Consider the following 23,254-nt stretch of genomic DNA (forward strand, 5'->3'; position numbering starts at 1 on the left):
CACCACTGTGAGCACCGAACCGCTACCGCCCCAGCACGTCCAGGGCTTCGCCGCGATCGCCGCGCAGCTCGCCGAGCGCGTCGGCACGGTCGTGCTGGGCAAGCCCGACGTGGTGCGGCTGGCGCTGACCGCGTTCTTCGCCCAGGGCCACGTGCTGCTGGAGGACGTGCCCGGCGTCGGCAAGACCACCCTGGCCCGGGCGCTGGCCGCGGCCGTACGCGGACAGTGGCGCCGCATCCAGTTCACGCCCGACCTGCTGCCCTCCGACGTCTCCGGCGTGACGATCTTCAACCAGGCGAGCCGCGGCTTCGAGTTCCACCCGGGCCCGGTCTTCGCCAACATCGTCATCGCCGACGAGATCAACCGCGCCTCGCCCAAGACCCAGTCGGCGCTGCTCGAGGTCATGGAGGAGCGCCGGGTCACCGTCGACGGCGTACCGCACCCGGTGCCCCAGCCGTTCCTCGTGGTGGCCACCCAGAACCCGGTCGAGATGGACGGCACGTACCGGCTGCCCGAGGCCCAGCTCGACCGCTTCCTCGTGAAGCTGTCGGTCGGCTACCCCGCCGAGGACGTCGAGGTCGAGGTGCTGCGCGGGGCGGCACTGCGCTCCCCCGACACGCTCGAGCCGGTCACCGACACGGCCACGGTCGGCGAGATGGTCCGGATGGCGCTGCGCGTGCACATCGCCGACCCGCTCTACACGTACGCGGTCCGCCTCGCCGCCGCCACCCGCGACCACCCCCAGGTCCGCGTCGGCGTCAGCCCCCGCGGCGTCATCGCGCTGACCCGGGCGGCGTCGGCGTACGCGCTCATCAACGGCCGCGGCTACGTCCTCCCCGAGGACCTGAAGACGCTGGTCGGCCCGGTCTTCGCCCACCGGGTCCTGCTCTCCCCCGACGCCCAGCTGCGCGGCGTCACGGCAACCGAGATCCTCGACGACGCGGTCCGCTCGGTCCCGGTCCCGCTCCCGGCCAACCAGCACACCGGAGCGTGACCACCCCACCGCCCGGCCCCGACCCCGCGGCGCGAGAGCCGGCCCCCGCACCGACCGACCCCGGCGGCCCGGACGCCGCCCGCCCACCCGCGCCCCCCGCCGGCCCACCCACCGGCGCGCCGCGCCCGGCCACCGAACCGCCGCGCCCACCCACGGACACACCGCGCCCGACCACCGGACCGCCGGGCCAACCCACCGACGCCGCGCGTCCGGCCACCGGCACCCCGCGCCCATCCACGGGCACGGCGCACCCGACCACCGGCACAACGGGAAAGACCACCGGAGCGCCGCGCCCGACCACCGGCAGAGCGAGTTCACCCGCTGAGGCGGCGGGCCCGCGCGGCGGCGGCCCCGCGGACGCTCCCCGGCCGGCGGCGCCCGAGACGGATCCCGAACGCGTGACGGCCGCCCACAACGGACGCCGGGGACGCGGCCGGGGCCGGGGCCGCCCGGCGACGGGCCGGCGCAGGCCGAGGCTGACGCTGCGCGGGATCACCACGCGCGGGCTGGGGGTCGCTGCCGCCGCTGTCGTCCTCGCCCTCCTCGGGTTCCAATACGGCTACCCGGACCTCGCCCTGCTCGGCGCCGCGGCGGCGCTCGCCCTGGTGTGCGGGGTGGTCTTCGCTGTCTGGCGGCCACGGCTGGGCGTGGAGCGGGTCGCCGACCCCGACCGCGTGGCCCGCGGCGAGCCGGCCGCCATGACGCTGACCGTGCGCAACACCAGCCGGCTGCGCGCCGCCAACCTCGTGGCCACCGACCGGTGCGGCGCCGCGGACGTGCCCGTGCCGTTGCTGCGGCTGCGGCCCGGGCGGGACACCACGGTGGAGTATCCGGTGCCGACGAGCCGCCGCGGCATCGTCGCCGTCGGGCCGTTGCGGGTGACGCGGACCGATCCGCTGGGGCTGCTCACGCTGTCGCGGGCGTACGGCGGGACCGCCACCGTCTGGGTCCACCCGCGGATCCACCTGTTGCGGGCCGTTCCGGCGGGGATGGCGCGCAGCCTCGACGGACGCATCGACAAGGTGCCGCACGGCACGATCACGTTCGACTCGCTGCGCGAGTACGTGGTCGGCGACGAGTTGCGGCGCGTGCACTGGCGCAGTTCCGCGAAGGTCGGCGAGCTGATGGTGCGCGAGCAGCTGGACACCAGCGAGCCGACGATCGTGGTGCTGCTCGACGACCGGGCGGCCGCGCACCCGGCGCTGCGCGACGGCACGGCCGAGTCGTTCGAGGCCGCGTGTGAGGCCGCCGCCTCCATCGTGGCCGCCGCCGTACGCGAGGACCTGCCCGTCGTCCTGCACCTGGTGTCGGGCCGGGTCGAGGGGCCGTTCCTCGACGTGCTGACCGAGGCGTCCCTGCGCGACGGCGACCTCACGCAGACCGTGCGCACCCTGCGGCAGAGCCGGCTCGGCGACACGCTGGTGTACCTGACCGGCCCCGGCGGCCGCGTGGACCTCGGCGACGTGGGCGGGCTGCGCGGGCCGTACCCGGTGGTGATCGCGGGGTTGTTCGGCGATCGGGACGCGGCGCCGGTCTCCGCGGGCGGCTCGCTCATCGTGATCGAGGCCGAGGACGGCGAGCAGTTCGCCGGCGCCTGGGACGGGGTGCGGGGATGGTGAGGTGGGCGCGGGCTGCGGCCGTACCCGTGATCCTGGTGGTGTTGATCTCGCTGTCCGGGGTTGTGCTCGGGCGGATCTACGCCGACGACCTCCTCCTGCAGCTCGTGACCGGCGCTGCCGTGCTGTCGGTCGGCGCGGGCGCCGCGGCCCGGCGGCTGCCGTCGTGGACCGTCGCACCACTGTCCGTCGTGCTGCTCGCCGGGTACACGCTGCTGGCGCTGAAGGTGGCGGCGGATCGTGCCGGGGTGCCGGACCCGCTGCCGGAGATCGTCCGGGACGCGCTCGCCAACGGCATCCCGCGCCTGCTCACGGCGATGATCCCGATCGAGTCCACCCCGGACACCGTGGTCGTGCCGGTGGTCGCCGGCTGGCTGGCCGGGCTGGCGGGTCACGAGGTCGCCGCGCGCGCCGGGCGGGTGCTGCTCGGCTGCGTGCCGGCCGCGGCCCTGTACGGCGGCGCGCTCTACGTCGTCGGGCCCAACGCGGGATCGGCCGGCCGGACCACCCTCGCCTTCGCCGCGCTGGTCGTGGTGGCGCTCGCCGTCACCGCCCGTCCCGCCGCCGGGCCGTCGCTCGCCGGCATACCCCCGACGACCCGCGCGGCCGTGCGGGGCCGCGCGCTCGCCGGCGCGGCGACCGGCCTGGTGGTGCTGCTCGGCCTGATCGCGGCGGTCGGCCCGTGGGTCGGCGGCCGGGTCTCCGCCACCCCGGTCGACCCGCGACGGTACGTGCAGCCGCCGCAGGTCGACAGCCTCGACGAGAGCCCGCTCAACCGGATCTCGGGCTGGGCGCTCGCGCCGAAGCAGAAGCTGCTCGAGGTGGGCCCGTCCGCCCCGGGCACCGGCCGGGTGCGGCTGCGGCTCGCGGTGCTGCCCGACTACGACGGGATCACGTGGCGGGTCGGTGCGACGTACCGCAACGCGGGCCGGGTGCTGCCCTCGCCGCCGGCCGCCCCGGACGTGCCGGTCAAGCGGATCACACAGCGGATCACCGTACGGGCGCTGACCGGGCGCCTGCTGCCGGTCGTGCCCACCCCGACCGGCGTCGACGGCACGCGGATCGCGTACGACGCGGCCAGCGGCACGGTGATCCGGCCCGAGAAGCTGGCACCGGGGCTGAGCTACACCGTCACCTCGGCGGCGCCGGAGCCCGACTACAACCTGCTGCCCACCGCCGATGCCCCGTCCGGCGACGCCGTCGCGCGGTACCTCACCGTGGGCGCCGGGGTGCCCGACTCCATCCAGCGTCTGGCCGACCAGCTCGCCGACGGCAACGGGGCCGCGTACGACCGCGCCGCGGCGATCGAGGAGTTCCTGTCCGAGCACTACCGTCAGGTTCCGGACGCGCCGAGCGGGCACGCGTACCCCAACCTGTCGTTCTTTCTCTTCGGCCCGCGCGGCCAGGGCGGCCAGCGCGGCACGTCGGAGCAGTTCGCGGCGTCGTTCGCGCTGCTCGCCCGCCTGACCGGGCTGCCGTCGCGGGTCGTGGTCGGTTTCGACGCGCCGAAGGCCGGCGGCCCGGTCACCGCGGGCGACGCGGTGGCCTGGCCCGAGGTGCTCTTCGACGACCTGGGGTGGGTGGCGTTCGACCCGCTGCCGAAGAGCGACGAGAAGCCGCGCCCGGTCGAGGACGACTTCACCCCGAAACCGTCGACGCCTCCGCCGACGTCCGAGCCGCCGCCACCCACGGACACCGCGAGCGCCTCGGCGCCGCCCGCGCTTGCCGAACCCCCGGCTCCGGCGGCGGGCGGCGTGTCCCGGGCCGTGGTGGTGTCCGGCGCGTCGGGGTCGGTGCTGCTGGCCGTGGTCGCCGCGGCGACGGCCGTCGCGATGCTGCGCCGGGCCCTGCGCCGGCGGCGGCTCACCGCGGGCGCGCCGGCCGAGCGGATCACGGGCGCGTGGTTCGAGTTCACGGATGCGCTGCGGCTGGCCGGGCGGCCGGTGCCGGGGCATCTGGCGGCGACCGAGGCGGCGGCCTGGGCGGCGGCGCCCGCCGGCGGACCCGAGCCGCTGCGACCGGCCGTTCCCCCGGCCGGATCGGGCCTGCCACCGCTGGACGACCTGGTCACGGCGGTCAACACGGTCGCGTTCGCGCCCGGTGCCGCGGACGACGAGCAGGCGCAGCGGGCCGGCACCCAGGCTGTCGCGTACGCCGACGCGTTGCGCTCCCGGCTGCCGTGGTGGAAGCGGGTGTGGTGGGCCGTGCATCCGGGTCCGCTGCGCTGGCACCGGACGTGAACGGGAAGTGAGCCGGGGCGGTTCCTGGGTACAACACCGGCCATGAAACTCGGCCTGCGCCTGACCACGGCCGCCCTGCTCGCCGTTGCGGTGCTCGTACCGTTCGCGCTGCTGGCCGTCCTCGTCGTCGGCGGCTGGGCCCCGCTGCACGACGGGGACGCCGCGATCACCGACGCCCTGCACTCGTGGGCGCTGGCACATCGGGGCTGGCGCGACGCCGCGGTGTGGTGGACCAACATCTTCGGTCCCACGCCGCTGCGGGCCGCCACCCTCGGGCTGGTGGTGTGGCTGCTGGTGCGGCGGGCCCGGCGGCTGGCGCTGTGGGTGGTCGTCACCATGGTCACCGGCGGCGTGCTGGGGGCCGTCCTGAAGCTGCTCGTCGGCCGGCACCGCCCGGACCTGCTGGACCCGGTGGCACGGGCGACCGGGTATTCGTTCCCGTCCGGGCACGCGCTGAACGCCGCGCTCGCCGCCGGGGTCTTCGTGCTGGTGCTGCCCGTGGTGCGGCGCCGGTGGGTGCTGTGGACCGGCGCGGCGGTCGTCGCCTTCCTGACCGGCCTGACCCGGATCGTGCTGGGCGTGCACTGGACCAGCGACGTGGTCGGCGGGTGGCTGCTGGGGGTCATGGTGGTCGCCGCGACGGCGGTGGCGTTCACCCGGCGCGGGCTGGACTCCGTCGTGGAGCAGGGCGTGGAGCCCGCGGTGGCGGACGCGCCCGCCGCCGAGACCCGGTGACGCCCGGGGATGCGTAACGAGAGCACCGTTCGGGTAAGAGCGGCGCCATGTCGGATGTCGCGGTTCAGGTGCTCAAGCGGGTGCTGCTCCCCGTCGCTCTGTTGTTCGGCGTGATGGTCGCGCTCGGCCTGCTGATCACGAAGGTCATGCTGCACGTGTGGCCGCTGACCGCGGAGGACTCGATCAACCGGGAGCTGGAACGCGACCGTACGGCCGAGGGCAACGCCGTCTCCGGCTTCTTCAGCATGGTCGGCAGCACCCCGGTGATCATCGGGGTGACCGCGCTGGCCGCGATCGTGCTGCGGCTGACGCTCAAGCGCTGGCGGGAGCCGATCTTCCTGTGCGCGGCGGTTACCGCCCAGGCGCTCGTCTTCTTCTTCACCACGCTGGTCATCGACCGGCACCGGCCGTCCGTCGGCCACCTGGACAGCTCGCCGCCGACGTCCAGCTTCCCGTCGGGGCACACCTCCGCGTCGGTCGCCCTCTACGTCGGGCTGGCGCTGGTGCTGTCGCTGCTGGTGCACCGTACGGGCCTGAAGGCGGCCTGCTGGCTGCTCGTGCTCGTACCGGTCGCGGTGGCCGTGGCCCGGATGTACCGCGGTATGCACCACCCGACCGACGTGCTGGCGTCGTTCTTCAACGGCGCGGTCTGCGTGTGGGTGATGGCCCGCGCGTTCCTCGACCGCAGCGTGCGCTGGGCCCGGGAGCACACGCCCGCGCGCCGCCTCGTTCACGGCTGACGCGTCACGCCCCCCTGCCGGCGCCTTGATCTGGCAGGATCCCGGGGATGTTGCTGCGGCGCGCGCGGGGGGCGTCGGCGCTCCTGCTGGCCGCGGCCGGCGTGGCGCTGACGGCGGCGACGCTGCTCGCCGCGCTCACCGTGTACAGCCGGGCGGTGAGCGAGGCCGGCGTACGCACCGCCGTGGCCGCCGCCGCCCCGGCCGAGCGCTCGATCCTGGTGCGCGGCTCGGCGGGCTCCGACCCCGCCCGGCAGAGCGAGTGGGACGCCACGCTGCGCCGCACGTTCGGTGCGGGGCTGGGCGGCGTGCCCGTGGCGGTCAGCGGCGCCGAGTACGCCGCGGGCTGGGCGCTCGCGGATCCGGCCGGCGGTGCGCGGCCGGACTCGTCCGGGGTCGCGTACGCGTCGGTCCTGCGCCTCGACGACCTTCCCGCGCACGCGGAGCTGGCCGCCGGCCGCTGGGCCTCCCCCGGCGCGTCGCCCGTGCAGATCACGCTCGCCGAGCCGGCCGCGCGGCTCATGGGCCGTACGGCCGGGGACCGGATCCGCCTGACCGACCGCCGCACCGGGCGGATCACCGAGGTCGTGGTGGCCGGCGTGTGGCGGCCGGGCAGCGCCGGCGATCCGTACTGGCGGCTGGCGCCCGAGGCCCTGACCGGGGTGCGCCCGCAGTCCGCGACGTACGGGCCGCTCGCGGTGGAACCGGCCGACTTCGCGGCGCACTTCGCCACCTCCGCGTCCGCCGCGTGGCTGGTGAGCCCGCGGCTGGAGGCGAGCACGCTCGACGAGCTGACCCGCGTCGCCGCCGCTGCGGCAGCGGCCGGGACGGGACTGCCGGAGCCACGCGGGCTGGACCAGTCGAGGTCCGCCGAGACCGGCCTCACCGACCTCGCCGCCCGGCTGACCCGCGCCGACCTGGTCGGCCGGTCCACGCTGGTCACCCCGGCCCTGCTGATCATCGTTCTGGCCGGCTACGCGCTGCTGCTGATGGCCGTCCTGCTCGCCGAGGACCGGCGCGGCGAGACGGCGCTGCTGCGGGCGCGCGGCGCGTCGCGTGGCCGGGTGGCCGGGCTCGCGGTGCGGGAGGCGCTGCTCGTCGTGCTGCCCGCGGCGGTGCTCGCCCCGGTGCTCGGGGTCTGCCTGGTCGCGCTGGCCGGCCGGATCCCGGCGCTGGCCGAGGTGCTCGATCTGCGTCCCCGGCTCACCGCCTCGACGTGGCTGGTGGCGGCGGTGGCCGCGGCGGGGTGCGCGCTGGCCGTCGCGGGGCCGGCCGCGCGGCGCGATCGCGGGTACGCCGCCGAGCTGGCCGCCCGTTCCCGGCCGCGTACCCGGTCCGTGGCGCTGCGCGCGGGCCTCGACCTCGTACTGCTGGCGCTGGCCGTGCTGAGCTGGCTGCAGCTGCGCCAGTACGCGTCCCCGCTGTCGGGCACGGGCTCCGGGGGCGGCCTGGGCATCGACCCGCTGATCGCCGCGGCCCCGACGCTGGGCGTGGTCACGGGGGCCGTGCTCACGCTGCGGCTGCTGCCCCCGGCGGCCCGCCTCGCCGCCCGCCTCGCGGAACGGGCCGCCGACAGCGCCGCCGTGCTCGGCGCCTGGCAGGCCGGCCGCCGCTCGCACGCGGGCCCGATGGTCCTGGTGGCGCTGGCGGTCGCCGCCGGTACGGTCTCGTGGTGCCTGGCCGCCACGTCCGGGCGCTCCGCCGCCGACCAGGCCGACCTGCGCACCGGCGCCGACCTGCGGGTGGTCGAGGCCGGCATCCCGCCCGCGGACCGGCCCGCCGTCCTCGCCGCGCTGCCGGGAGTCACCGCGGCGCTGCCCGGCGTACGCGCCGACGTTCCCCTCGCCACGGGCGGACCGGCGGCGCGGCTCGTCGCCGTGGACGCGGTGACCGGGGCCCGGGTGGTGCACCTGCGCGACGACCTCGCCGGCGGTGACCCGGGCGGGCTGTGGCGTCGGCTGGCCGCCGCCCGGCCCGCGCCGGCGTACGCCACGGTGCCGCGCCGGGGCGTCCTCACCGCGGCTGCGGGCGTACGCACGACGGCCGTGATCGCCGGCCCCACCGGCTTGCAGGCGCGGATACCGGTCGAGCCGGACACCGCCGGCCGGTTCACGCTGACGCCGCCGCCGGGCGCCTGGTCGCTGGCCGGTTTCCTGGTCGAGGCGCCCGCCGCGGTGCCCGGGTCCACGATGGACTGGCGGATCGAGGGGCTGGACGTGCCCCCGGCCGCACGGGACTGGCAGACGGCGGACCGGGCGTCGACGGGACCGGTGGCGCGTCCCCGGCCGGACGCCCTGACGGCCGCCTACCGCGTGCCCCGGTCGGGCCAAGTCGACTTCGCCGTCGTCCCGGCCACCGCCACGCCGGTTCCCGTGGCGGCCACCCCCGGCGCGCTCGCCGGGCTGCGTCTGCGTACCGGGGAGTCCACCACCCTCACCGTCAGCGGCGTACGCGTGGACGTCGCTGTCGTCGCCACGATCGCCGCCGTACCCGGTACCGACGGCGGGCCGGCGCTGCTCGCCGACCTTCCGTCGCTCAACGGCCAGGTGCTGAGCCGGCGCGGCGTCGTCCCGGCGCCCCAGGAGTGGTGGCTGGCCACGCGGCCGGCGCAGCACGCCGGCGCAGCGGTCGCCGCGGCGCGGCTGGACGGCGTGGAGGTCGTCGACCGGCGGGCGCTGGCCGCCGCCGGCCGCGACCCGTTCGGGGCCGGCGCCCGCGGCGCGCTGTTCGGTGCCGCCCTGGCCGCCGTCCTGCTGGCCGCGGTCGGCGCCGCGGTCGACGTGCAGGCCACGACCCGGCGCCGGGCGGACGAGCTGGCCGTGCTGCACGCCCTCGGCGCGAGTCCCCGGCTGCTGACCCGGTCCCTGCTCGTGGAGCAGGGCTTCCTCGCCGGGATCGGCGCGCTCGCCGGGCTGCTGGCCGGGGTGCTCGTCGCGATCGCGATGGCGCCGCTGCTGGTGCTCACGCCCGCCGCCGGGCGACCGGTGCCGGTGCCGCTGGCGGACGTCGAGTGGGTCCGGGCCGCCGGCACCGGGACGCTGCTCGTCGTCCTCGCGCTCGCGCTGACCGCCCTGGCCGGGGCCGGCCTGCACCGCCGCCTCGCCTCCGGCCCGCTCACCGTGGGGCAGGACCGGTGACCGCCGTGCTGCGCCGTGCCCGCGCGTACGCCGGCGAGCTGGCCCTGCTCGCCCTCCTCGCCCTGGTCGCCACCGTGCTGGTGAGCGGTGTGCCGAAGGTCGCCAACGGCTACACCGACGCGGGGCTGCGCGCCGACATCGCCCGGTTGCCGGACACCGTCCGCGACCTGACCTTCCGCAGCGTGCCCGCGGGCTTCGCGCAACGCCCCGACGACGACGTCGTGCGCGACGGCGCCGACCGGCTGGACGCCTACCGGAAGCGGCTGCCCGCGCCGCTGCCGGGGCTGATCAGCGAGCAGTGGTACACCGCTCGGCTCGGACCGGCCGGGGTCAGCACCGGCGGCGACGTGGCACCGTTCTCCGGCAAGTGCCCGCCGAGCCTGTCGGTGCGGACGCTGACCGGCGCCGACCGCGCGACCCGGATGGTGCAGGGCCGCGCACCCGCCTCGGCCGGCACGATCGAGGCGACCGTGGCGCGCCCGGCGGCCGCCGCCGTCGGCCTGCGGGTCGGTTCCACGTTCACGCTGACCGGCTCGCAGGGCACCGTGCCCGTCCGCGTGGTCGGCATCTTCGAGCAGCTCGATCCCGCGGCCGCGATGTGGACCGGCATGCCGCTCACCCGGACCTCCTGCCCGAACCCGAGCGACGGCACCGTCGTGCAGGCCGGCCTGCTCACCGACCCGGCCGGCATCCGGCTGGCCGCCGACCGCACCGACGACGTGGTGCACGAGTGGCGGTACCGGCTGGACGAGGACCGCCTGTCGGCCCGGGACGTGCCGGCGCTCGCCGCGGCCGTGGCATCCGCGCGCCGCAACGCGCCGGCGCTGACCGTCCTCGCCGGCGACCTCGAGGCGGTGCTGAGCCGCTACACGCGTGAGCAGGACGCCGTGGCCGCGCTGCTGGCCGTCGTGCAGGCCGGCGTCCTGGCGACCCTGCTGGGCCTGACGGCGCTCGCCGCGGGGCTGGTCGCCGACCGGCGCCGCGCCGAGTTCGCCCTGATCCGGGCGCGCGGCGGCGCCGCCGCGACGATCGGTGGCCGGCTGCTGGCCGAGACGCTGCTGGTGGTGCCCGCCGCGGTGCTCGCCGGCCGGCTCGCCGCGGCCCAGCTCCCCGGACGCGCGCCCGCGCACGGCTGGCTGCCGCTGCTCGCGGTGGCCGTCGTCGCCACCCTGACCGCGCCCGTGCTGGCCACGGTGGCGCAGCGGCATCCGGCGTTCACCGGCCGGCGCCGGGACCTCGCGCGGTCCCGGCCGTCGGCGCGGCGCCTGGTCGCGGAGGGGTTCGTCGTGCTGCTGGCGGTGCTCGGCGTGCTGCTGGTACGCCGCCGCGGCCTCGCGCCGGGCGACGGCGTGGACCCGTACCTGGTGGTGGTGCCGGTGCTGCTCCCCGTGGCGGCGGCGCTGGTCGTCCTGCGGCTGCTGCCGTGGCCGCTGCGGCTGGCCGGGCACCTGGCCGCGCGCGCCCGGGGCGCGGTGCCGTTCCTCGGCCTCGCCGGGGCGGGGCGCGGCTCGCCGGTGCACGTCGCGCCGCTGGCGGTGCTCGTGGTGGCGGTCGCCACCGGCGTGTTCACCGGCACGGTGACCGGCTCGATCGCCGACGCCCGCGACCGCGCGACGGACCTCGACGTGGCCGGCGACGTGCTGGTCACCGGCGGCGGTTTCGGGGCGGGCACCGGGCCCGCGCTGGCCGCCGTGCCCGGCGTGCGGGCGGTGGCGCCGATGTGGTCGGACACCACATCGCTGGATCCGGCGCGAGGACAGGTACGGGTACTCCTCGTCGACGTCCCGGCCGTCGACCGGGTGCTGCGGCTCAGCCGCAACGGCCTGCGGCTGCCGTCCGCGCTGACCCGGCCCGTCCCCCGCGGCGCCCCGGTGCCCGCGCTGGTCTCGCCGGACCTCGCGTCGCAGATCGGCGACGACAGCACGGTGGACGTTCAGGGCACGGAGTACCGGTTCCGGGTCGCCGCGGTCGCCACGGGGGTGCCGGGGCTGGGCGTGGGTGCGCAGCGGTTCGTCGTGCTGCCCGCCGGGGCGCTGCCCGTACCGGCCGGGCGGCCGCTGTGGTTCAACCGCTTCGTCGTCGCGGGCGCCGGCGCGGACCCCGCGGCGCTGCGCCGCGCCGGCGACGCGGGGCAGCTCGCGTACCTGACGGGCGGGCTCGGCCGGGCGCCGGCGGACTGGGCGCTGCCGCCGACGACCGTCACGACCTGGGACGGCCGGCGGGCGGACCTGGAGGACAACGGCGTCAACCGGGTGCTCAGCTTCACCTTCGCCGCGGGTACGGCGGGCGCGGTCCTGCTGGCGCTGCTCGCCGTGGCCTTCGCAGTGCTCGCCGGCGCGCCGGGGCGGGGCGTCACGCTGTCGCGGCTGCGCACTCTGGGGCTCTCCGCGGCGCACGGGCGCGGGCTGCTGCTGTACGAGCTGCTGCCGCTGCTCACGGTCGCGCTGCTCGCGGGCGGCGTGGCCGGCGTGGCGCTGCCAAGGCTCATCGGGCCGGCGCTGGGCCTGTCCGGATTCACCGCGGGGGTGGCGACCCGCGAACGCGTCGACCCCGTGCTCGCCGGCGGCGCTTTCGCCACGGTGCTGCTCGCCGTCGGCGCGGCGCTGCTGGTGGAGAGCCTCGCCAACCGCCGGATGCGGCTGGGCGAGACGCTGCGGCTCGGAGAGGAGTACCGATGACCGAGGACCTCGCCGGCCTGGAACGCCGGGCGGCGCAACGGGCGGCCGCGCGGGCGGGCGGCGCGGACCGGCTGGCCGGGCACATCGTCTGCGACGGCCTGGTACGGATCTACCGGACGGACGGTGTCGAGGTGGTCGCCCTGCAGGGCCTCGACCTCGTGGTGGACCGCGGGGAGCTGGTGGCGATCGTCGGCGCGTCCGGCTCCGGCAAGTCCACCGTGCTCAACATCCTGTCCGGGCTCGACGTACCCACCGCCGGGGTGGCCCGGGTCGCCGGGTACGACCTGCTGACCATGTCGGCGAAGAGCAGGCTCGCGTACCGGCGGCACACCGTGGGCTTCGTGTGGCAGCAGACCGCGCGCAACCTGCTGCCGTACCTCGACGCGCGGGAGAACGTCGAGCTGCCCGTACGGATGGCCCGGGGCAGTCGCCGCGCGGCCCGCGCCCGGGCCGGGGAGCTGCTGGAGCTGGTCGGGCTCGCCGACCGCGCCGACCGGCGGCCGGGGCGCCTCAGCGGCGGCGAACAGCAGCGCTGCGCGGTCGCCGTGGCGCTGGCGAACGACCCCGAGGTGCTGTTCGCCGACGAGCCGACCGGTGAGCTGGACGAGGCGACCGCGGCGGAGGTCTTCGGCGCGCTGCGGACGGTGAACGCCGAGCTGGGCGTCACCGTGGTGGTGGTGACCCACGACCGCGCCGTCGCCGGGGAGGTGCGCCGGGCGGTCGCCATCCGCGACGGCCGGACCGCCGCGGAGGTACGCCGCTCCGCGCGCCGCGGCACCGACGGCACGGAGGAGCTGGTCAGCGAGGAGTACGCGGTGCTGGACCGCGCCGGCCGCCTGCAGTTGCCGGCCGCGTTCGTCGAGGCGCTGACCCTGCGTGACCGGGTACGGCTGACCCTGGAACCCGATCACGTGGCCGTACGGCCCGGCGAGGAGCGCTGATGTCCGGCACGGTCATCCGGGTCACCGGCGTGGGGCGCGACTTCCCGGCCGGCGACGGTGTCGTGCACGCCCTGCGCGGGGTCTCGTTCACGGTGGGGCGCGGCGAGCTCGTCGCCGTCCGCGGCCGGTCCGGCGCCGGCAAGTCGACCCTGCTGAACCTGATCGGCGGGCTGGACCGGCCGACCACCGGCCGGATCGAGGTGGCCGGGCACGACGTGGGCGCGGCCGCCGAGCGGGACCTGCTGGAGCTGCGCCGGTCCACGATCGGCTTCATCTTCCAGTCGTTCGGGCTGATCCCGATCCTGTCCGCGGCCGAGAACGTCGGCGTGCCGCTGCGGCTCGCGCGCCGCCCGGCCGCCGAGCGTGAGCAGCGGGTCGCGGTGCTGCTGGAGCTGGTCGGGCTGGGCGCGCACACGGCGCAGCGGCCGTACGAGATGTCCGGCGGCCAGCAGCAGCGCGTGGCGGTGGCGCGGGCGCTCGCGAACGATCCGCAGGTGCTGATCGCCGACGAGCCGACCGGTCAGCTCGATTCCGACACCGGCCGCTCCATCATGGACCTGCTCCGCGCGGTGGTGGACGCGCGCGGGACGACGGCGCTGGTCGCCACCCACGACCCGGGCCTGATGGACCGCGCCGACCGGGTGCTCACCCTGCGCGACGGCGCGCTGGTGGACGAGGGTCAGGAGGAGAACGGGTCGTAGCCGTCGTTGTTGCACGTACGGCGCTGCGCGATGCAGTTCCGGACGCGCTGGTTCATCGCCGGAACGTTCCACATCACGAACGCGTCGCCGTGCATCGACGAGGCGCTGCGCCCCGCCGGGTCGGACGAGAGGTAGTAGCCGGCCTTCGTGCCCGTCGCCCCGTACGCGATGTCGAAGGTCAGCGCGGGGATCCGTACGGGGTGGCCGGCCGGGCAGCCCTGGTCGGTCCCGAACGCCACGTGGTCCCTGTGGTTGGGGCTGTCCAGGTTCCTGCCGTCCCAGCAGTCGGGGAACTGCAGCATGAAGTGCAGGCCGGCCGGCTTGCCGCAGATCGGCCAGTTGCCGTTGTCGCTGCGGGCGTACCCGTCGATGTCTCCCGGCCCGTAGAAGGCGCAGTAGAACTGGCCCTGCGCGCCGCGCGGGGTGGGTTGCCGCTTCTTGGCGTCGCCGGCGATGAGGCGCAGGCCGTTCGGCATCGGCATGATGCCGTCCGAGTTCTTCCGGATCGACCGGTAGTACACCCGGAAGCCGGTGGTCTCGACCGGCTTCTTCGTGGCCGCCTCGTAGAGGGTGGGCACCCAGTAGGCGGAGTGGTCCACGACCGGCTTGCAGGTGGTGGCGGTGAACTTCATCAGATCACCGGCTTTCGTGTACGCGTCGACGCGCTTGTTGCCGACGAACGAGTGCATGTGCGAGGCACCCGGCAGCCCCGGGGCGACGATGGGGTCGTCGGCCCTGCGGTGGCTGTACCGGCAGTCGGCGCGGAACTCGGGCAGGTTCCCGGCGCCGCCCGCGGGTTCCGCCTTCGTCGCCTCGTACGCGGCGACCTGCGCGTTCCACGCTGCCCGGTCGACCGGGATCCACCCGGTTGCCGTGGCCCGGCGGGTGGCGGGCGCCGAAGCGGCGGCCGACGGCGAGGCCGCGGACGCGGACGGAGCTGTGGACGAGCGTGCGGCGGCGACCGATGCGGGCTGCGAGGACGCCGGCCCGGCCGAGGGCGCGGACGGCGCCGGGGACTGCAGGGCCACCGGCCGGCCGCCCGCGTGATCGACCGTCACGGCCGCCGTGGCGATCAGGAGGACCGCCCCGCCGGCGGCGGCGACGGCCACGCCGCGCCCGCGCCGGGCGTGACGGCCGGGACGCTGCGGCGGCGGGTTCCCGGCGGGCTTGCTGAATGTCGGCACGGCGGAATGGTAGGCGGCTCCCGGCCTGCGCCGGGAGCCGCTTAAACCGCAGCAAAGAATGACTGTCCTTCAGGTCGGATTCCGCGAGAAAGCGTTAGCGGCGGCCTCCTCGACCCACGTTCTCCGGGCGGCGTGCGTCGACCGGATAGCTTGTCGGGCGTGAAGGACCAGAGGCGCCGGCGGACGAGGACGATCGGGATCGCGGCCGCGGGTGCCGTGGTGCTCGCGGCCCTCGGTGGCCTCGCCGTGCACCGGATGCAACCGGCCGGGGACTGCACGGTCGAACGCCTGGCGCTGCCGTCGGGTGACCCGTACAGCCTCGTGTCCGGGATGGATCCGGCCGGGCGCTTCGTCGTCGGCCGGACCCTGCGGGAGGCCGGCACGTCCCGCCTCGATCTGCTGGTCTGGCACGGCGGCGAGCCGCGCCGGGCCGAGCTGCCGGGCGAGGGCCAGGTGCCGCGCGGCGTCAACGGGAACGGCGTCGTGGTCGGCACCACGGAGATCCACTCGGCCGCCGGTCCGATCGCCCTCCGGTCCTGGGTGTACCGGGACGGCGACGTGGCCCTGCTGCCCGGCACCGAGGTGAGCGAGGCGCTGGCCGTCTCCGACAGCGGCGTGGTGGTGGGCACCGACGGCAAGCGCCCGGTGCTCTGGCGTCCCTCGGCCGGCACCCCGTCGCCGCTCCCGGTGCCCGCCGGCGCCCCGTCCGAGGGGAAGGCGTACGGCATCAGCGCCGACGGGCACACGATCGTGGGCGTGCTCGGTTCCGGGCTGCTCCGCCCGTACGTGTGGCCGGCCGCCGGGAAACCGCGGGAACTGCCCCTGCCGGTGGTCGGCGGCGAGACGGCGACGGGCGCGATCGCCCAGTCGGTCACCGGTGACTGGGTCGCGGGTATGGCCACCACGCGCGGTGACGACGGCGTGCCGGTGCGCTGGAACCTCCGTACCGGCCAGGCGCAGGCGTTCCCGGAGTACGGCCTCGCCGGCGGCACGGTCAGCGCCGACGGCCGGATGACCGCCGCGGGCGGGGGTGGCCGTGCCCTGCTGGTCGGCGCCCAGCAGACCACGACGCTGCGGCGGCTCGGCGACGCCGCCGGCTCCCGGGACACCGCCGAGGCGATCAGCCGGGACGGCCGCAGCGTCGCCGGCAACGCGGCATCGGCGCAGGGCGGCACGGTCCCCGTCGTCTGGCGCTGCTAGGACAGGTTCTCGACGGCCGGCGACACACGCCGCTTCACCATGGCCGGCGACGGCCGCGCGCGGCGGTCAGCCCGCCGATCGCCACTGCACGAGCGCCGCCGTGGCGTCGTCGCGCAGCTCGCCGTTCTCGTACGAGACGATGGTGTGGATCAGGTGGCGCATCAGCTCGGGCGCCGGGATCTCCCGGTGCATCTCCTGGCGGACGAAGGCGCTCAGCCGGTCGAGCCCGAAGAGCTCCCCGTCCGCCGAGCGCGCCTCGGTGATGCCGTCGGTGTAGAACACGAGTGCGTCGCCGCGCTGCAGCGTCATCTCGGTGACGCCGGGCGGCCGGGGCAGCATGTGCCCGAGGCCCAGCGGCAGCGCCGTCGGGGTGGGCAGCGCGGGCATCTCCTGGTCGCCGCGCAGGTGCAGCTCGGCGGGGTGCCCGGCCGCGATCCGCCGGTACGTGCCGGTCGCCGTGTCCAGTTCGGCCAGGACCGCCGTGACGAACGCGCCCGGGTACTGCGCGCGGATCCACTTGTCGATCGACCGGTACGTGTCGGCGAGCCCGAGCCCGCAGCGGCGCGCGTTGCGGTACGTGTTGAGCGTCAGCGTGGTCAGCGCGCTCGCCCCGATGCCGTGCCCCACGGTGTCGAAGAGCGCGACGTGCACGAGGTCGCCGTTGGCCGCATAGTCGAAGGCGTCGCCGCCGACGTCGTAGCACGGCTCGAGGACCGCGGTGACGAGCGTGCCGTTGGCGGCGAACGTCAGCGGCGGCAGCTGGTTCCAGATGATCTCGGCGGCGAGCTGCATGGGCTGGCGGCGGCGGGTCAGCTCGACCGCGTCGCCGTAGAAGCGCCGGCTGGCGATGAGCTCCGCGACCAGGGCCGCGATCGCCTCGAGGTCGCGGCGCAGGGGCTCGTCCGGAGCGGCGTCGAGCCAGACCTCGAGCACGCCGAGACGTTCCGCCCCGTGCAGCAACGGCACCCACAGGCAGGGCTCCGCGTACGCCGTGCGTGCCGTGCTGAAGGCCTGCCCGGCCAGCGTGTCGTCGACCTTGCGCGGCGCGCTGTCCGATGCGGTCCCGTGCAGCGGCCACAGCGAGATCTGCTCGTAGTCCACCATGAGCGCGGTGATCCGGGCGGCGCCCAGCAACGGCGCCACCGCGTCCAGGATGGGCGGCAGATCCTCCGGCCGACTGCGGTGGCGCAGATCGAGCAGACGTCGCACCGCTTCCATGGGGTCGGCCATGCCTTGTTCCCTTCCCCCCGCGCCCGTGCGCTCAATCACCGAGCCATCGAGTCAGGCCGGTCGATCTGCTCGGTGGCCGCCGGGCTGCCCTGGACGCTACCCCGCCGACGGTGGCACCCGCCGCGGGGTGGCTGCCCGGCGGACGGTCGCCGGGTGCCGGCGCAGGCACCGCCGCGCCGGTCGTGGCACTGGGCCGTGAGCTGGTAGGTGATCCCGCGAAGCCTGCCGCCCGGCCATCCGGGGGCCGCGTCATCCGCGGACGGGGCCGGCGGACGCCCCGCCCCGGTCAGCCGCGGCCGGCGCCGACCATCTCGGGTGAGTCGACGTCCCCGCCGAAGCCCTGCCGCTGCATCGCGCCCCACACCGCCCGGCGGCCGCGGACCGCCCCGAGCACCCCGGCGATCTGCCACACCGCCAGCACCTGCCGGTAGCCGAAGTTCTCCAAAACCGCCGCCGCCACCCCGCGGGCCATGTCGCTCCACCGGGGATAACGGTGGAACGACACCTCCTCGATGAACAGCGAGACCAGGCTGACGAGCAGGCCGTAGCCGTACGCGACCAGCACGAAGCGCCAGAAGAAGCCGACGTCCACCGCGTCGATCCACAGCCCGAGCGGGAGCAGCACGACCGCCGCCAGCTCCACGAACGGCGCCAGGAGCTCGAAGAGCACGTAGTACGGCAGGGCGAGCAGGCCGATGCGCCCGTACCGCGGGTTGAGGATCATCCGGCGGTGCTTGCGGAGGATCTCCGCGATGCCCCGGTGCCAGCGGCGGCGCTGCCGGCCCAGCACGCGCAGCGTCGCGGGCGCCTCGCTCCAGCTGACCGGCTCGGCGACGAAGATCACGCGGTAGTCGTGCCGCCGGGTCGCCCGCAGGTGGTTGTGCAGGCGGACGACCAGCTCGGCATCCTCGCCGATCGTGTCCGGGTCCATCCCGCCGACGGCGACGACCAGGTCACGGCGGAACACGCCGAAGGCGCCCGAGATCACCACCAGGCCGCCGAGCCGGGACCAGCCCGTACGGCCCATGAGGAAGGCGCGCAGGTACTCGACGACCTGGACGCGTACCAGCCATTGCCGGGGCATGCGGACGTCGACCACCCGCCCGCCGACCACCCGGCAGCCGTTGGCGATCCGGACCACGCCGCCGCACGCCGCAACGCGCAGCGGGTCGTCACCGAAGGGCTTGGCGACCGACAGCAGCGCGTCCGGGTCGAGCACCGAGTCGGCGTCGACCATGCAGACCAGCGGGTGCCGGGCCAGGTTGATGCCGACGTTGAGGGCGTCGGCCTTGCCGCCGTTGGTCTTGCGCACCACGGTCAGCGTCTGCGGGTTGGCGCGGGCCACGTGCACCGAGAGCACCTGCGACCGGTACGGCACCTCCGCCGGCACCACCCGCGGCACCTCGACCAGGTCGAAGTGGGCCCGCAGCTGCTCGAACGTGTCGTCGGAGGAGCCGTCGTCCACGACCACGACCTCGTAGCGCGGATATCGCAGCGCGGTCATCGCCTGCACCGCGGCCACGATGCTCGCGCCCTCGTTGTACGCCGGCACGATCACCGACACCGGCAGGGTGAGCGGGCTGCGGAACATGTCGTCGGCACCGGCGAACGGCACCCGCCGCAGGTGCCGGCCGAACTCCAGCCCCGCCATCACCATGAGCAGCAGGTAGCTGCTGTTGAGCGCGACGAAGTACCCGAAGATCGCGAGGTCGGTTCCGCGCAGGATCTCGCGGACGATCTCCTCGCTCACGCGGCGGCCCCTGCCCGCTCGCCCTGCAGCACCTCGGCGAGCGCCAAGGCCTCCTGGGCGTGGGCGGCGGCGCCGGAGAACCGGGTGTGTGCCCCCGAGCGCTCGGCCTGCTCCCTCTCGACGACCTCGCGCAGGGCCTCGACGCCGGCCGGGCCCAGGCGGCGCAGCGCGTGCGCCGCCTCGTGCGCGACCTGGTACGCGTCGTCGCCGAGCGCTCCCACCAGCGCGGGTACGGCCGCAGGCGCACCGAGGTCCCCCAGCGCCCGGGCGGCGGCGGCGCGCAACGGGGTGGGCCGCGACCCGCGCAACGCCTGGCTCAGCGGCTCCAGGGCGGAGCGGGTGCCGAGCTTGCCGAGCGTGGTCGCGGCGGACACCCGGACGTCGAGGTACGTGTCGTCGCTCAGCACCCGGGCGATGCGCTTGACCGAGCCGGCGGCGCCGAGCAGCCCGAGCGCGTCCAGGCAGACCGCGCGGACCCGGGCCTGCGGGTGGTCCAGGGCGGCGGACAACGTCACCTCCGCCTCCGGGCCGAGCTGCACCAGCGTGTGGGTGGCCAGCAGCGACGGTACGGGGTCGGGACGGTCCAGCGCCGCGATGATCCGCCAGGCCGCCGAGGGGTCGCCGATGCGCCCGAGCGCGCGGACGGCGACGACCCGTACCTCGGCGTGCCGGTCGGTGAGCAGCCGGCACAGCTCCGGCACTGCCCGGCGCAGCTCCAGGTCGCCGAGGACCTGCGCGGCCCGCGCCCGGCGGACCCGGCTGCGCGAGCGCAGCTGGCCGAGGGCGGTACGCGCGGCGCCGCGGCGCAGGAACACCGAGACGAGCCCGAGGTGCGCCTCCCCGCGCAGCTTGCCCAGCAGCGCCAGCGCGTGCGGCTCGGCGGCCCGCCAGGCGTCGTCGGGAACGGCGACCAGCTCGTCACCGCCCTCCTCGCCGTTCTCGGCCACGAAGGCGAGCAGCGCCCGGCGCGGCTGGGCGGCGAGCCGGGCCAGGGTGCGCTGCCGGCGCCGGCGGCTGAGCCGGACGACGACGATGGCCAGCGCGGTCACCGCCACGATCCCGGCCAGGACGGCGATGACGACCGTGAACAGCCAGAGCATCAGCCGGCCACCCGGGCCAGCGCGGCCTCGACGCGTTCGAGCAGCTCGCGCGGGCTGAACGGCTTCACCACGTAGTCGGTCGCGCCGGCCGCGTACCCCTGTTCCAGGTCCTGCGGGCGCGCCCGCGCGGTGAGCAGGATGATCGGTACGTCCGCCGTCAGCGGGCCGGCGCGCAGCTCGCGGCAGACCTCGATGCCGGACATCCGCGGCATCCGCACGTCGAGCAGCACCAGGTCCGGCGGGTGCGCGCGGGCCTCCCGGAGGGCAGCGACGCCGTCGGCGACCCCGATCACGGTCAGGCCGCCCTTGACGAGCTTGTACGCCACCAGGTGCCGGATGTCCGGATCGTCCTCGACGAGCAGGATCGTGCTCACCCGTCCCCCCGGTTGCCGAGCCGATCGCTGACCTGCCCAACATATCCGTTTTGCGCGCTCCGGTCGGACCGAACGGGAGCAATGCGGTAACCGGCGGCCGGGTCCCTCAACCGCCTCCCCGCGACGTCCGATAGAGGCTCCGTGCACATCACCCGGTGGTTCGGCTCCCCTGGCCGGCGCGGCTTCGCCCTCGCGGGCGCCGTGCTGACCCTGGGGCTGGGCACCGGGGCCGCCGCGGCCACGGGGCTCGCCGACGCCCACCGCGACGCGGCCGCCGCCACCCTCGAGCTGCGGACCGCGACCGTACGCGGCGCGCTCGACACGACGTTCCAGCACTACGCCGACACCGTCGACGCGATCGTCGCGGCCGCCGCGACGCTGCCGCCCGCCGGCCTGGCCCGGACCGTGACCCGGCTGGTCGCCCACCCGCCCGCGGGCGCGCAGCAGATCGTGCTGATCGACGCCGAGCAGGCCGTCCTCGTCCAGCGCAGCCTCGACGGCACCACCCCGGCGCCGCGTACGCACCTGGACCCCGAGCCCGCCCTCGCCGCCGCCCTGACCCGCTCCCGGGACACCGGCCGCCCGGCCGCCGGGCCCGCGCGCGTGCTGCCCGCCGACCGCGACCTCCCGCCCGCGCACCGCCAGCAGGCCTTCGACCTGGTCGCGCCGGTGCACGACGGCACGTTCCGCGGCTGGGTCGTGGTCAGCGTCCGGGCCGGCGACCTGCTCGCGGAATCCCTGCGCGCCGCCGGGGTGACCGGCGTGACCACCGCCCTGACCTCGACCGGGGCCGAGGGCACCACCCGCGAGATCGCGCGCTGGCCGTCCGGCGCCCCGCTCGACGGGACCGGCGCCACCATCGACGTGGCGCTGGCCGGCCACACCTGGCAGGTGCTGGTCCACCCCGTGCCGGAGACCGCCGGGGACGCCGCCGCGACCGCCGCGATGCTCGGCGCGGTGACGCTCAGCTTCCTGCTCGCCGGCACCGTGCTGGCCGCGGAGACCCGCCGGCACAAGGTCGCGGGCCGGGTGCGCCGCTACTCCGCCGCCGGACAGGTCCGCGCGCAGGCGACCGAGCTCGCCGACGGCTCCGCCCGCACCGACCTCACCGACTTCGCCGCGGCGGCCGGCGAGCACCTGCTCAGCCCGCTGCACGCCATCGCCGGCTACAGCGAGCTGCTCCGGGAGGAGACCGGCCCGCACCTGGACGAGGCGTCGCGCGGGTTCCTCGAGCGCATCGGCGGCAACACCCGGCGCCTGCTGGGCACGGTCGACGAGCTGGTCGCGTACGCATCGGCCAAGGACGCCGCGCTCAAGCCGGAACCGGTCGACACCACCACGCTGGCGCTCGGCGTCGTCGCGGCCCGCCTCGACGCGATCGAGGGCCGGCGGCCGTGCATCGACGTCGCGGACCTGCCCCCGGTGCTGGCCGACGCCGAGCTGACCGGCGAGGTCCTCGGCCGGCTCGTCGACAACGCCGCCCGCTTCGTCCGGCCGGGCGCAACGGCCACCATCACGATCGGCGCGCGCGAGCACTCCCCCGGCTGGTGGCGCATCGAGGTCGCGGACCGCGGGATCGGCGTACCGGACGACCACCGCGCCCGCATCTTCGCCCCGTTCCACCGGGCGCCGTCCGCGCACGGCTACCCGGGGCCTGGCCTGGGGCTCGCCGTCTGCCGCGGCATCATCGGGCGCCACGGCGGTGAGATCGGCTGCGACCCGAACCCGGGCGGCGGCAGCATCTTCTGGTTCACCGTGCCGGCCACGACGGCAGCCCCGGCGGCCGGCCCCGAGCTGCTCGCCGCCGACCTGACCTGACGCGGGCCGCCGCCGACCGTAAGTTCAGCGGTATGACAACGGCAGAGGTGGTCCGGCTGGACCTGTCGGGGCGTACGGCGCTGGTCACCGGCGCCGGGAGCGGCATCGGGCGGGCGTGCGCGGTACGGCTCGCAGCGGCGGGCGCGCGGGTGCTCGCGGTGGACGTCGACGAGGCGGCGGCCCGGCAGGTCGCGGCGGCCGTGGGAGGCCGGGCGATCGCCGCGGACCTGTCCGACCCGGACGCGGTGGACGGGCTCGACGCGGACGTCGACGTGCTCGTCAACAACGCCGGGCTGCAGTTCGTCGCGCCGCTGCCGGAATTCCCCCCGGAACGGTTCCGGCACCTGCAGGCGGTCATGCTGGAGGCGCCGTTCCGGCTGGTGCGCCGGGTGCTGCCGCACATGTACGCCCGCGGGTGGGGCCGGGTCGTCAACATCTCCTCGGTGCACGGGCTGATCGCGTCGCCGTACAAGGCCGCGTACGTCGCCGCCAAGCACGGGCTGGAAGGCCTGTCGAAGGTGGTGGCGCTCGAAGGGGCCGGCCGGGGCGTCACCTCGAACTGCATCGACCCGGCCTTCGTGCGTACCCCGCTGGTCGACCGGCAGATCGCCGACCAGGCGGCGCTGCACGGCATCCCGGAGTCGGAGGTCGTGGAGACGGTCATGCTGGAGCGAGCCGCGATCAAGCGTCTGGTCGAGCCGGAGGAGGTCGCGGAGCTCGCCGCGTACCTGTGCACCCCGGTGGCCGCCCTGATCACCGGGGCCTCGATTCCCCTCGACGGCGGCTGGACGGCGCACTGAGCTCGGCGGGTGCCCTAGG

The 23,254-nt window shown here is 76.3% G+C and carries 17 protein-coding genes; 12 read left to right on the top strand and 5 right to left on the bottom strand.

All coding sequences use genetic code 11. From position 1 onward, the window contains the following. Positions 1 to 7 precede the first annotated feature (7 nt). From COUCH_RS28175 to COUCH_RS28215, 9 genes are all read left to right on the top strand, one after another. A complete protein-coding gene (locus COUCH_RS28175; protein ID WP_249608241.1) occupies positions 8 to 994 on the top strand; it encodes an AAA family ATPase in 987 nt (328 codons plus the stop codon). A 491-nt stretch (positions 995 to 1,485) separates the two neighbouring features. Next, on the top strand, positions 1,486 to 2,613 hold the full coding sequence (locus tag COUCH_RS28180; RefSeq protein WP_430641003.1) for a DUF58 domain-containing protein: 1,128 nt from the start codon (positions 1,486 to 1,488) through the stop codon (positions 2,611 to 2,613). After that, positions 2,607 to 4,850, top strand: coding sequence for a DUF3488 and transglutaminase-like domain-containing protein (locus tag COUCH_RS28185; protein WP_249608242.1), 2,244 nt, complete (start codon positions 2,607 to 2,609; stop codon positions 4,848 to 4,850). Before COUCH_RS28180 ends, COUCH_RS28185 begins: the two co-directional genes overlap by 7 nt. A gap of 42 nt (positions 4,851 to 4,892) precedes the next feature. Then, the gene (locus tag COUCH_RS28190) at positions 4,893 to 5,585 is read left to right on the top strand and encodes a phosphatase PAP2 family protein (protein ID WP_249608243.1); all 693 of its coding nucleotides are present in this window, start codon (positions 4,893 to 4,895) and stop codon (positions 5,583 to 5,585) included. A gap of 47 nt (positions 5,586 to 5,632) precedes the next feature. Next, positions 5,633 to 6,325: a phosphatase PAP2 family protein gene (locus COUCH_RS28195; protein ID WP_249608244.1), complete on the top strand. Its 693-nt coding sequence runs from the start codon at positions 5,633 to 5,635 to the stop codon at positions 6,323 to 6,325. Positions 6,326 to 6,372: 47 nt separating this feature from the next. Beyond that, positions 6,373 to 9,459, top strand: coding sequence for an ABC transporter permease (locus COUCH_RS28200; RefSeq protein ID WP_249608245.1), 3,087 nt, complete (start codon positions 6,373 to 6,375; stop codon positions 9,457 to 9,459). Continuing rightward, positions 9,456 to 12,137, top strand: coding sequence for an ABC transporter permease (locus tag COUCH_RS28205; RefSeq protein ID WP_249608246.1), 2,682 nt, complete (start codon positions 9,456 to 9,458; stop codon positions 12,135 to 12,137). Before COUCH_RS28200 ends, COUCH_RS28205 begins: the two co-directional genes overlap by 4 nt. Beyond that, positions 12,134 to 13,078 carry an ABC transporter ATP-binding protein gene (locus COUCH_RS28210; protein WP_249608247.1) on the top strand — a complete coding sequence of 315 codons (945 nt, stop codon included), beginning with the start codon at positions 12,134 to 12,136 and terminating at the stop codon, positions 13,076 to 13,078. The genes COUCH_RS28205 and COUCH_RS28210 overlap by 4 nt, the downstream gene beginning before the upstream one ends. Then, positions 13,078 to 13,779 carry an ABC transporter ATP-binding protein gene (locus COUCH_RS28215; RefSeq protein ID WP_249608248.1) on the top strand — a complete coding sequence of 234 codons (702 nt, stop codon included), beginning with the start codon at positions 13,078 to 13,080 and terminating at the stop codon, positions 13,777 to 13,779. Before COUCH_RS28210 ends, COUCH_RS28215 begins: the two co-directional genes overlap by 1 nt. On the opposite strand, the gene COUCH_RS28220 is transcribed toward COUCH_RS28215, so the two are convergent. Then, positions 13,758 to 14,963 carry a DUF1996 domain-containing protein gene (locus tag COUCH_RS28220; RefSeq protein WP_249608249.1) on the bottom strand — a complete coding sequence of 402 codons (1,206 nt, stop codon included), beginning with the start codon at positions 14,961 to 14,963 and terminating at the stop codon, positions 13,758 to 13,760. The genes COUCH_RS28215 and COUCH_RS28220 overlap by 22 nt on opposite strands. Positions 14,964 to 15,122: 159 nt before the next feature. Between COUCH_RS28220 and COUCH_RS28225 the strand changes: the two genes are divergently transcribed. After that, a complete protein-coding gene (locus COUCH_RS28225; RefSeq protein ID WP_249608250.1) occupies positions 15,123 to 16,163 on the top strand; it encodes a hypothetical protein in 1,041 nt (346 codons plus the stop codon). Positions 16,164 to 16,229: 66 nt separating this feature from the next. Here COUCH_RS28225 and COUCH_RS28230 read toward each other — a convergent pair whose 3' ends face one another. From COUCH_RS28230 to COUCH_RS28245, 4 genes are all read right to left on the bottom strand, one after another. Further along, positions 16,230 to 17,393, bottom strand: a complete 1,164-nt coding sequence (locus COUCH_RS28230; protein ID WP_249608251.1) for a PP2C family protein-serine/threonine phosphatase — start codon at positions 17,391 to 17,393, stop codon at positions 16,230 to 16,232. Positions 17,394 to 17,679: 286 nt separating this feature from the next. After that, positions 17,680 to 19,143: a glycosyltransferase family 2 protein gene (locus tag COUCH_RS28235; protein WP_249608252.1), complete on the bottom strand. Its 1,464-nt coding sequence runs from the start codon at positions 19,141 to 19,143 to the stop codon at positions 17,680 to 17,682. After that, positions 19,140 to 20,243 (bottom strand): HEAT repeat domain-containing protein, encoded by a 1,104-nt coding sequence (locus tag COUCH_RS28240; protein ID WP_249608253.1) that lies wholly within the window; start codon positions 20,241 to 20,243, stop codon positions 19,140 to 19,142. Before COUCH_RS28240 ends, COUCH_RS28235 begins: the two co-directional genes overlap by 4 nt. After that, positions 20,243 to 20,617: a response regulator transcription factor gene (locus COUCH_RS28245; RefSeq protein WP_249608254.1), complete on the bottom strand. Its 375-nt coding sequence runs from the start codon at positions 20,615 to 20,617 to the stop codon at positions 20,243 to 20,245. Before COUCH_RS28245 ends, COUCH_RS28240 begins: the two co-directional genes overlap by 1 nt. Before the next feature lie 141 nt (positions 20,618 to 20,758). Between COUCH_RS28245 and COUCH_RS28250 the strand changes: the two genes are divergently transcribed. Continuing rightward, positions 20,759 to 22,435 carry a sensor histidine kinase gene (locus COUCH_RS28250; RefSeq protein WP_249608255.1) on the top strand — a complete coding sequence of 559 codons (1,677 nt, stop codon included), beginning with the start codon at positions 20,759 to 20,761 and terminating at the stop codon, positions 22,433 to 22,435. Positions 22,436 to 22,467: 32 nt separating this feature from the next. Then, positions 22,468 to 23,235 (top strand): 3-hydroxybutyrate dehydrogenase, encoded by a 768-nt coding sequence (locus tag COUCH_RS28255; protein ID WP_249608256.1) that lies wholly within the window; start codon positions 22,468 to 22,470, stop codon positions 23,233 to 23,235. Positions 23,236 to 23,254: the final 19 nt, after the last annotated feature.

The organism is Couchioplanes caeruleus (assembly GCF_023499255.1).
In the GTDB taxonomy this organism is placed as follows: Bacteria; Actinomycetota; Actinomycetes; order Mycobacteriales; family Micromonosporaceae; genus Actinoplanes; species Actinoplanes caeruleus_A.

Bases quoted from the DNA above. Each gene is read 5' to 3' on its own strand.
- COUCH_RS28185 (WP_249608242.1), top strand. From the start codon at position 2,607: ATGGTGAGGTGGGCGCGGGCTGCGGCCGTACCCGTGATCCTGGTGGTG.
- COUCH_RS28190 (WP_249608243.1), top strand. From the start codon at position 4,893: ATGAAACTCGGCCTGCGCCTGACCACGGCCGCCCTGCTCGCCGTTGCG.
- COUCH_RS28195 (WP_249608244.1), top strand. From the start codon at position 5,633: ATGTCGGATGTCGCGGTTCAGGTGCTCAAGCGGGTGCTGCTCCCCGTC.
- COUCH_RS28200 (WP_249608245.1), top strand. From the start codon at position 6,373: ATGTTGCTGCGGCGCGCGCGGGGGGCGTCGGCGCTCCTGCTGGCCGCG.
- COUCH_RS28210 (WP_249608247.1), top strand. From the start codon at position 12,134: ATGACCGAGGACCTCGCCGGCCTGGAACGCCGGGCGGCGCAACGGGCG.
- COUCH_RS28215 (WP_249608248.1), top strand. From the start codon at position 13,078: ATGTCCGGCACGGTCATCCGGGTCACCGGCGTGGGGCGCGACTTCCCG.
- COUCH_RS28230 (WP_249608251.1), bottom strand. From the start codon at position 17,393: ATGGCCGACCCCATGGAAGCGGTGCGACGTCTGCTCGATCTGCGCCAC.
- COUCH_RS28240 (WP_249608253.1), bottom strand. From the start codon at position 20,243: ATGCTCTGGCTGTTCACGGTCGTCATCGCCGTCCTGGCCGGGATCGTG.
- COUCH_RS28255 (WP_249608256.1), top strand. From the start codon at position 22,468: ATGACAACGGCAGAGGTGGTCCGGCTGGACCTGTCGGGGCGTACGGCG.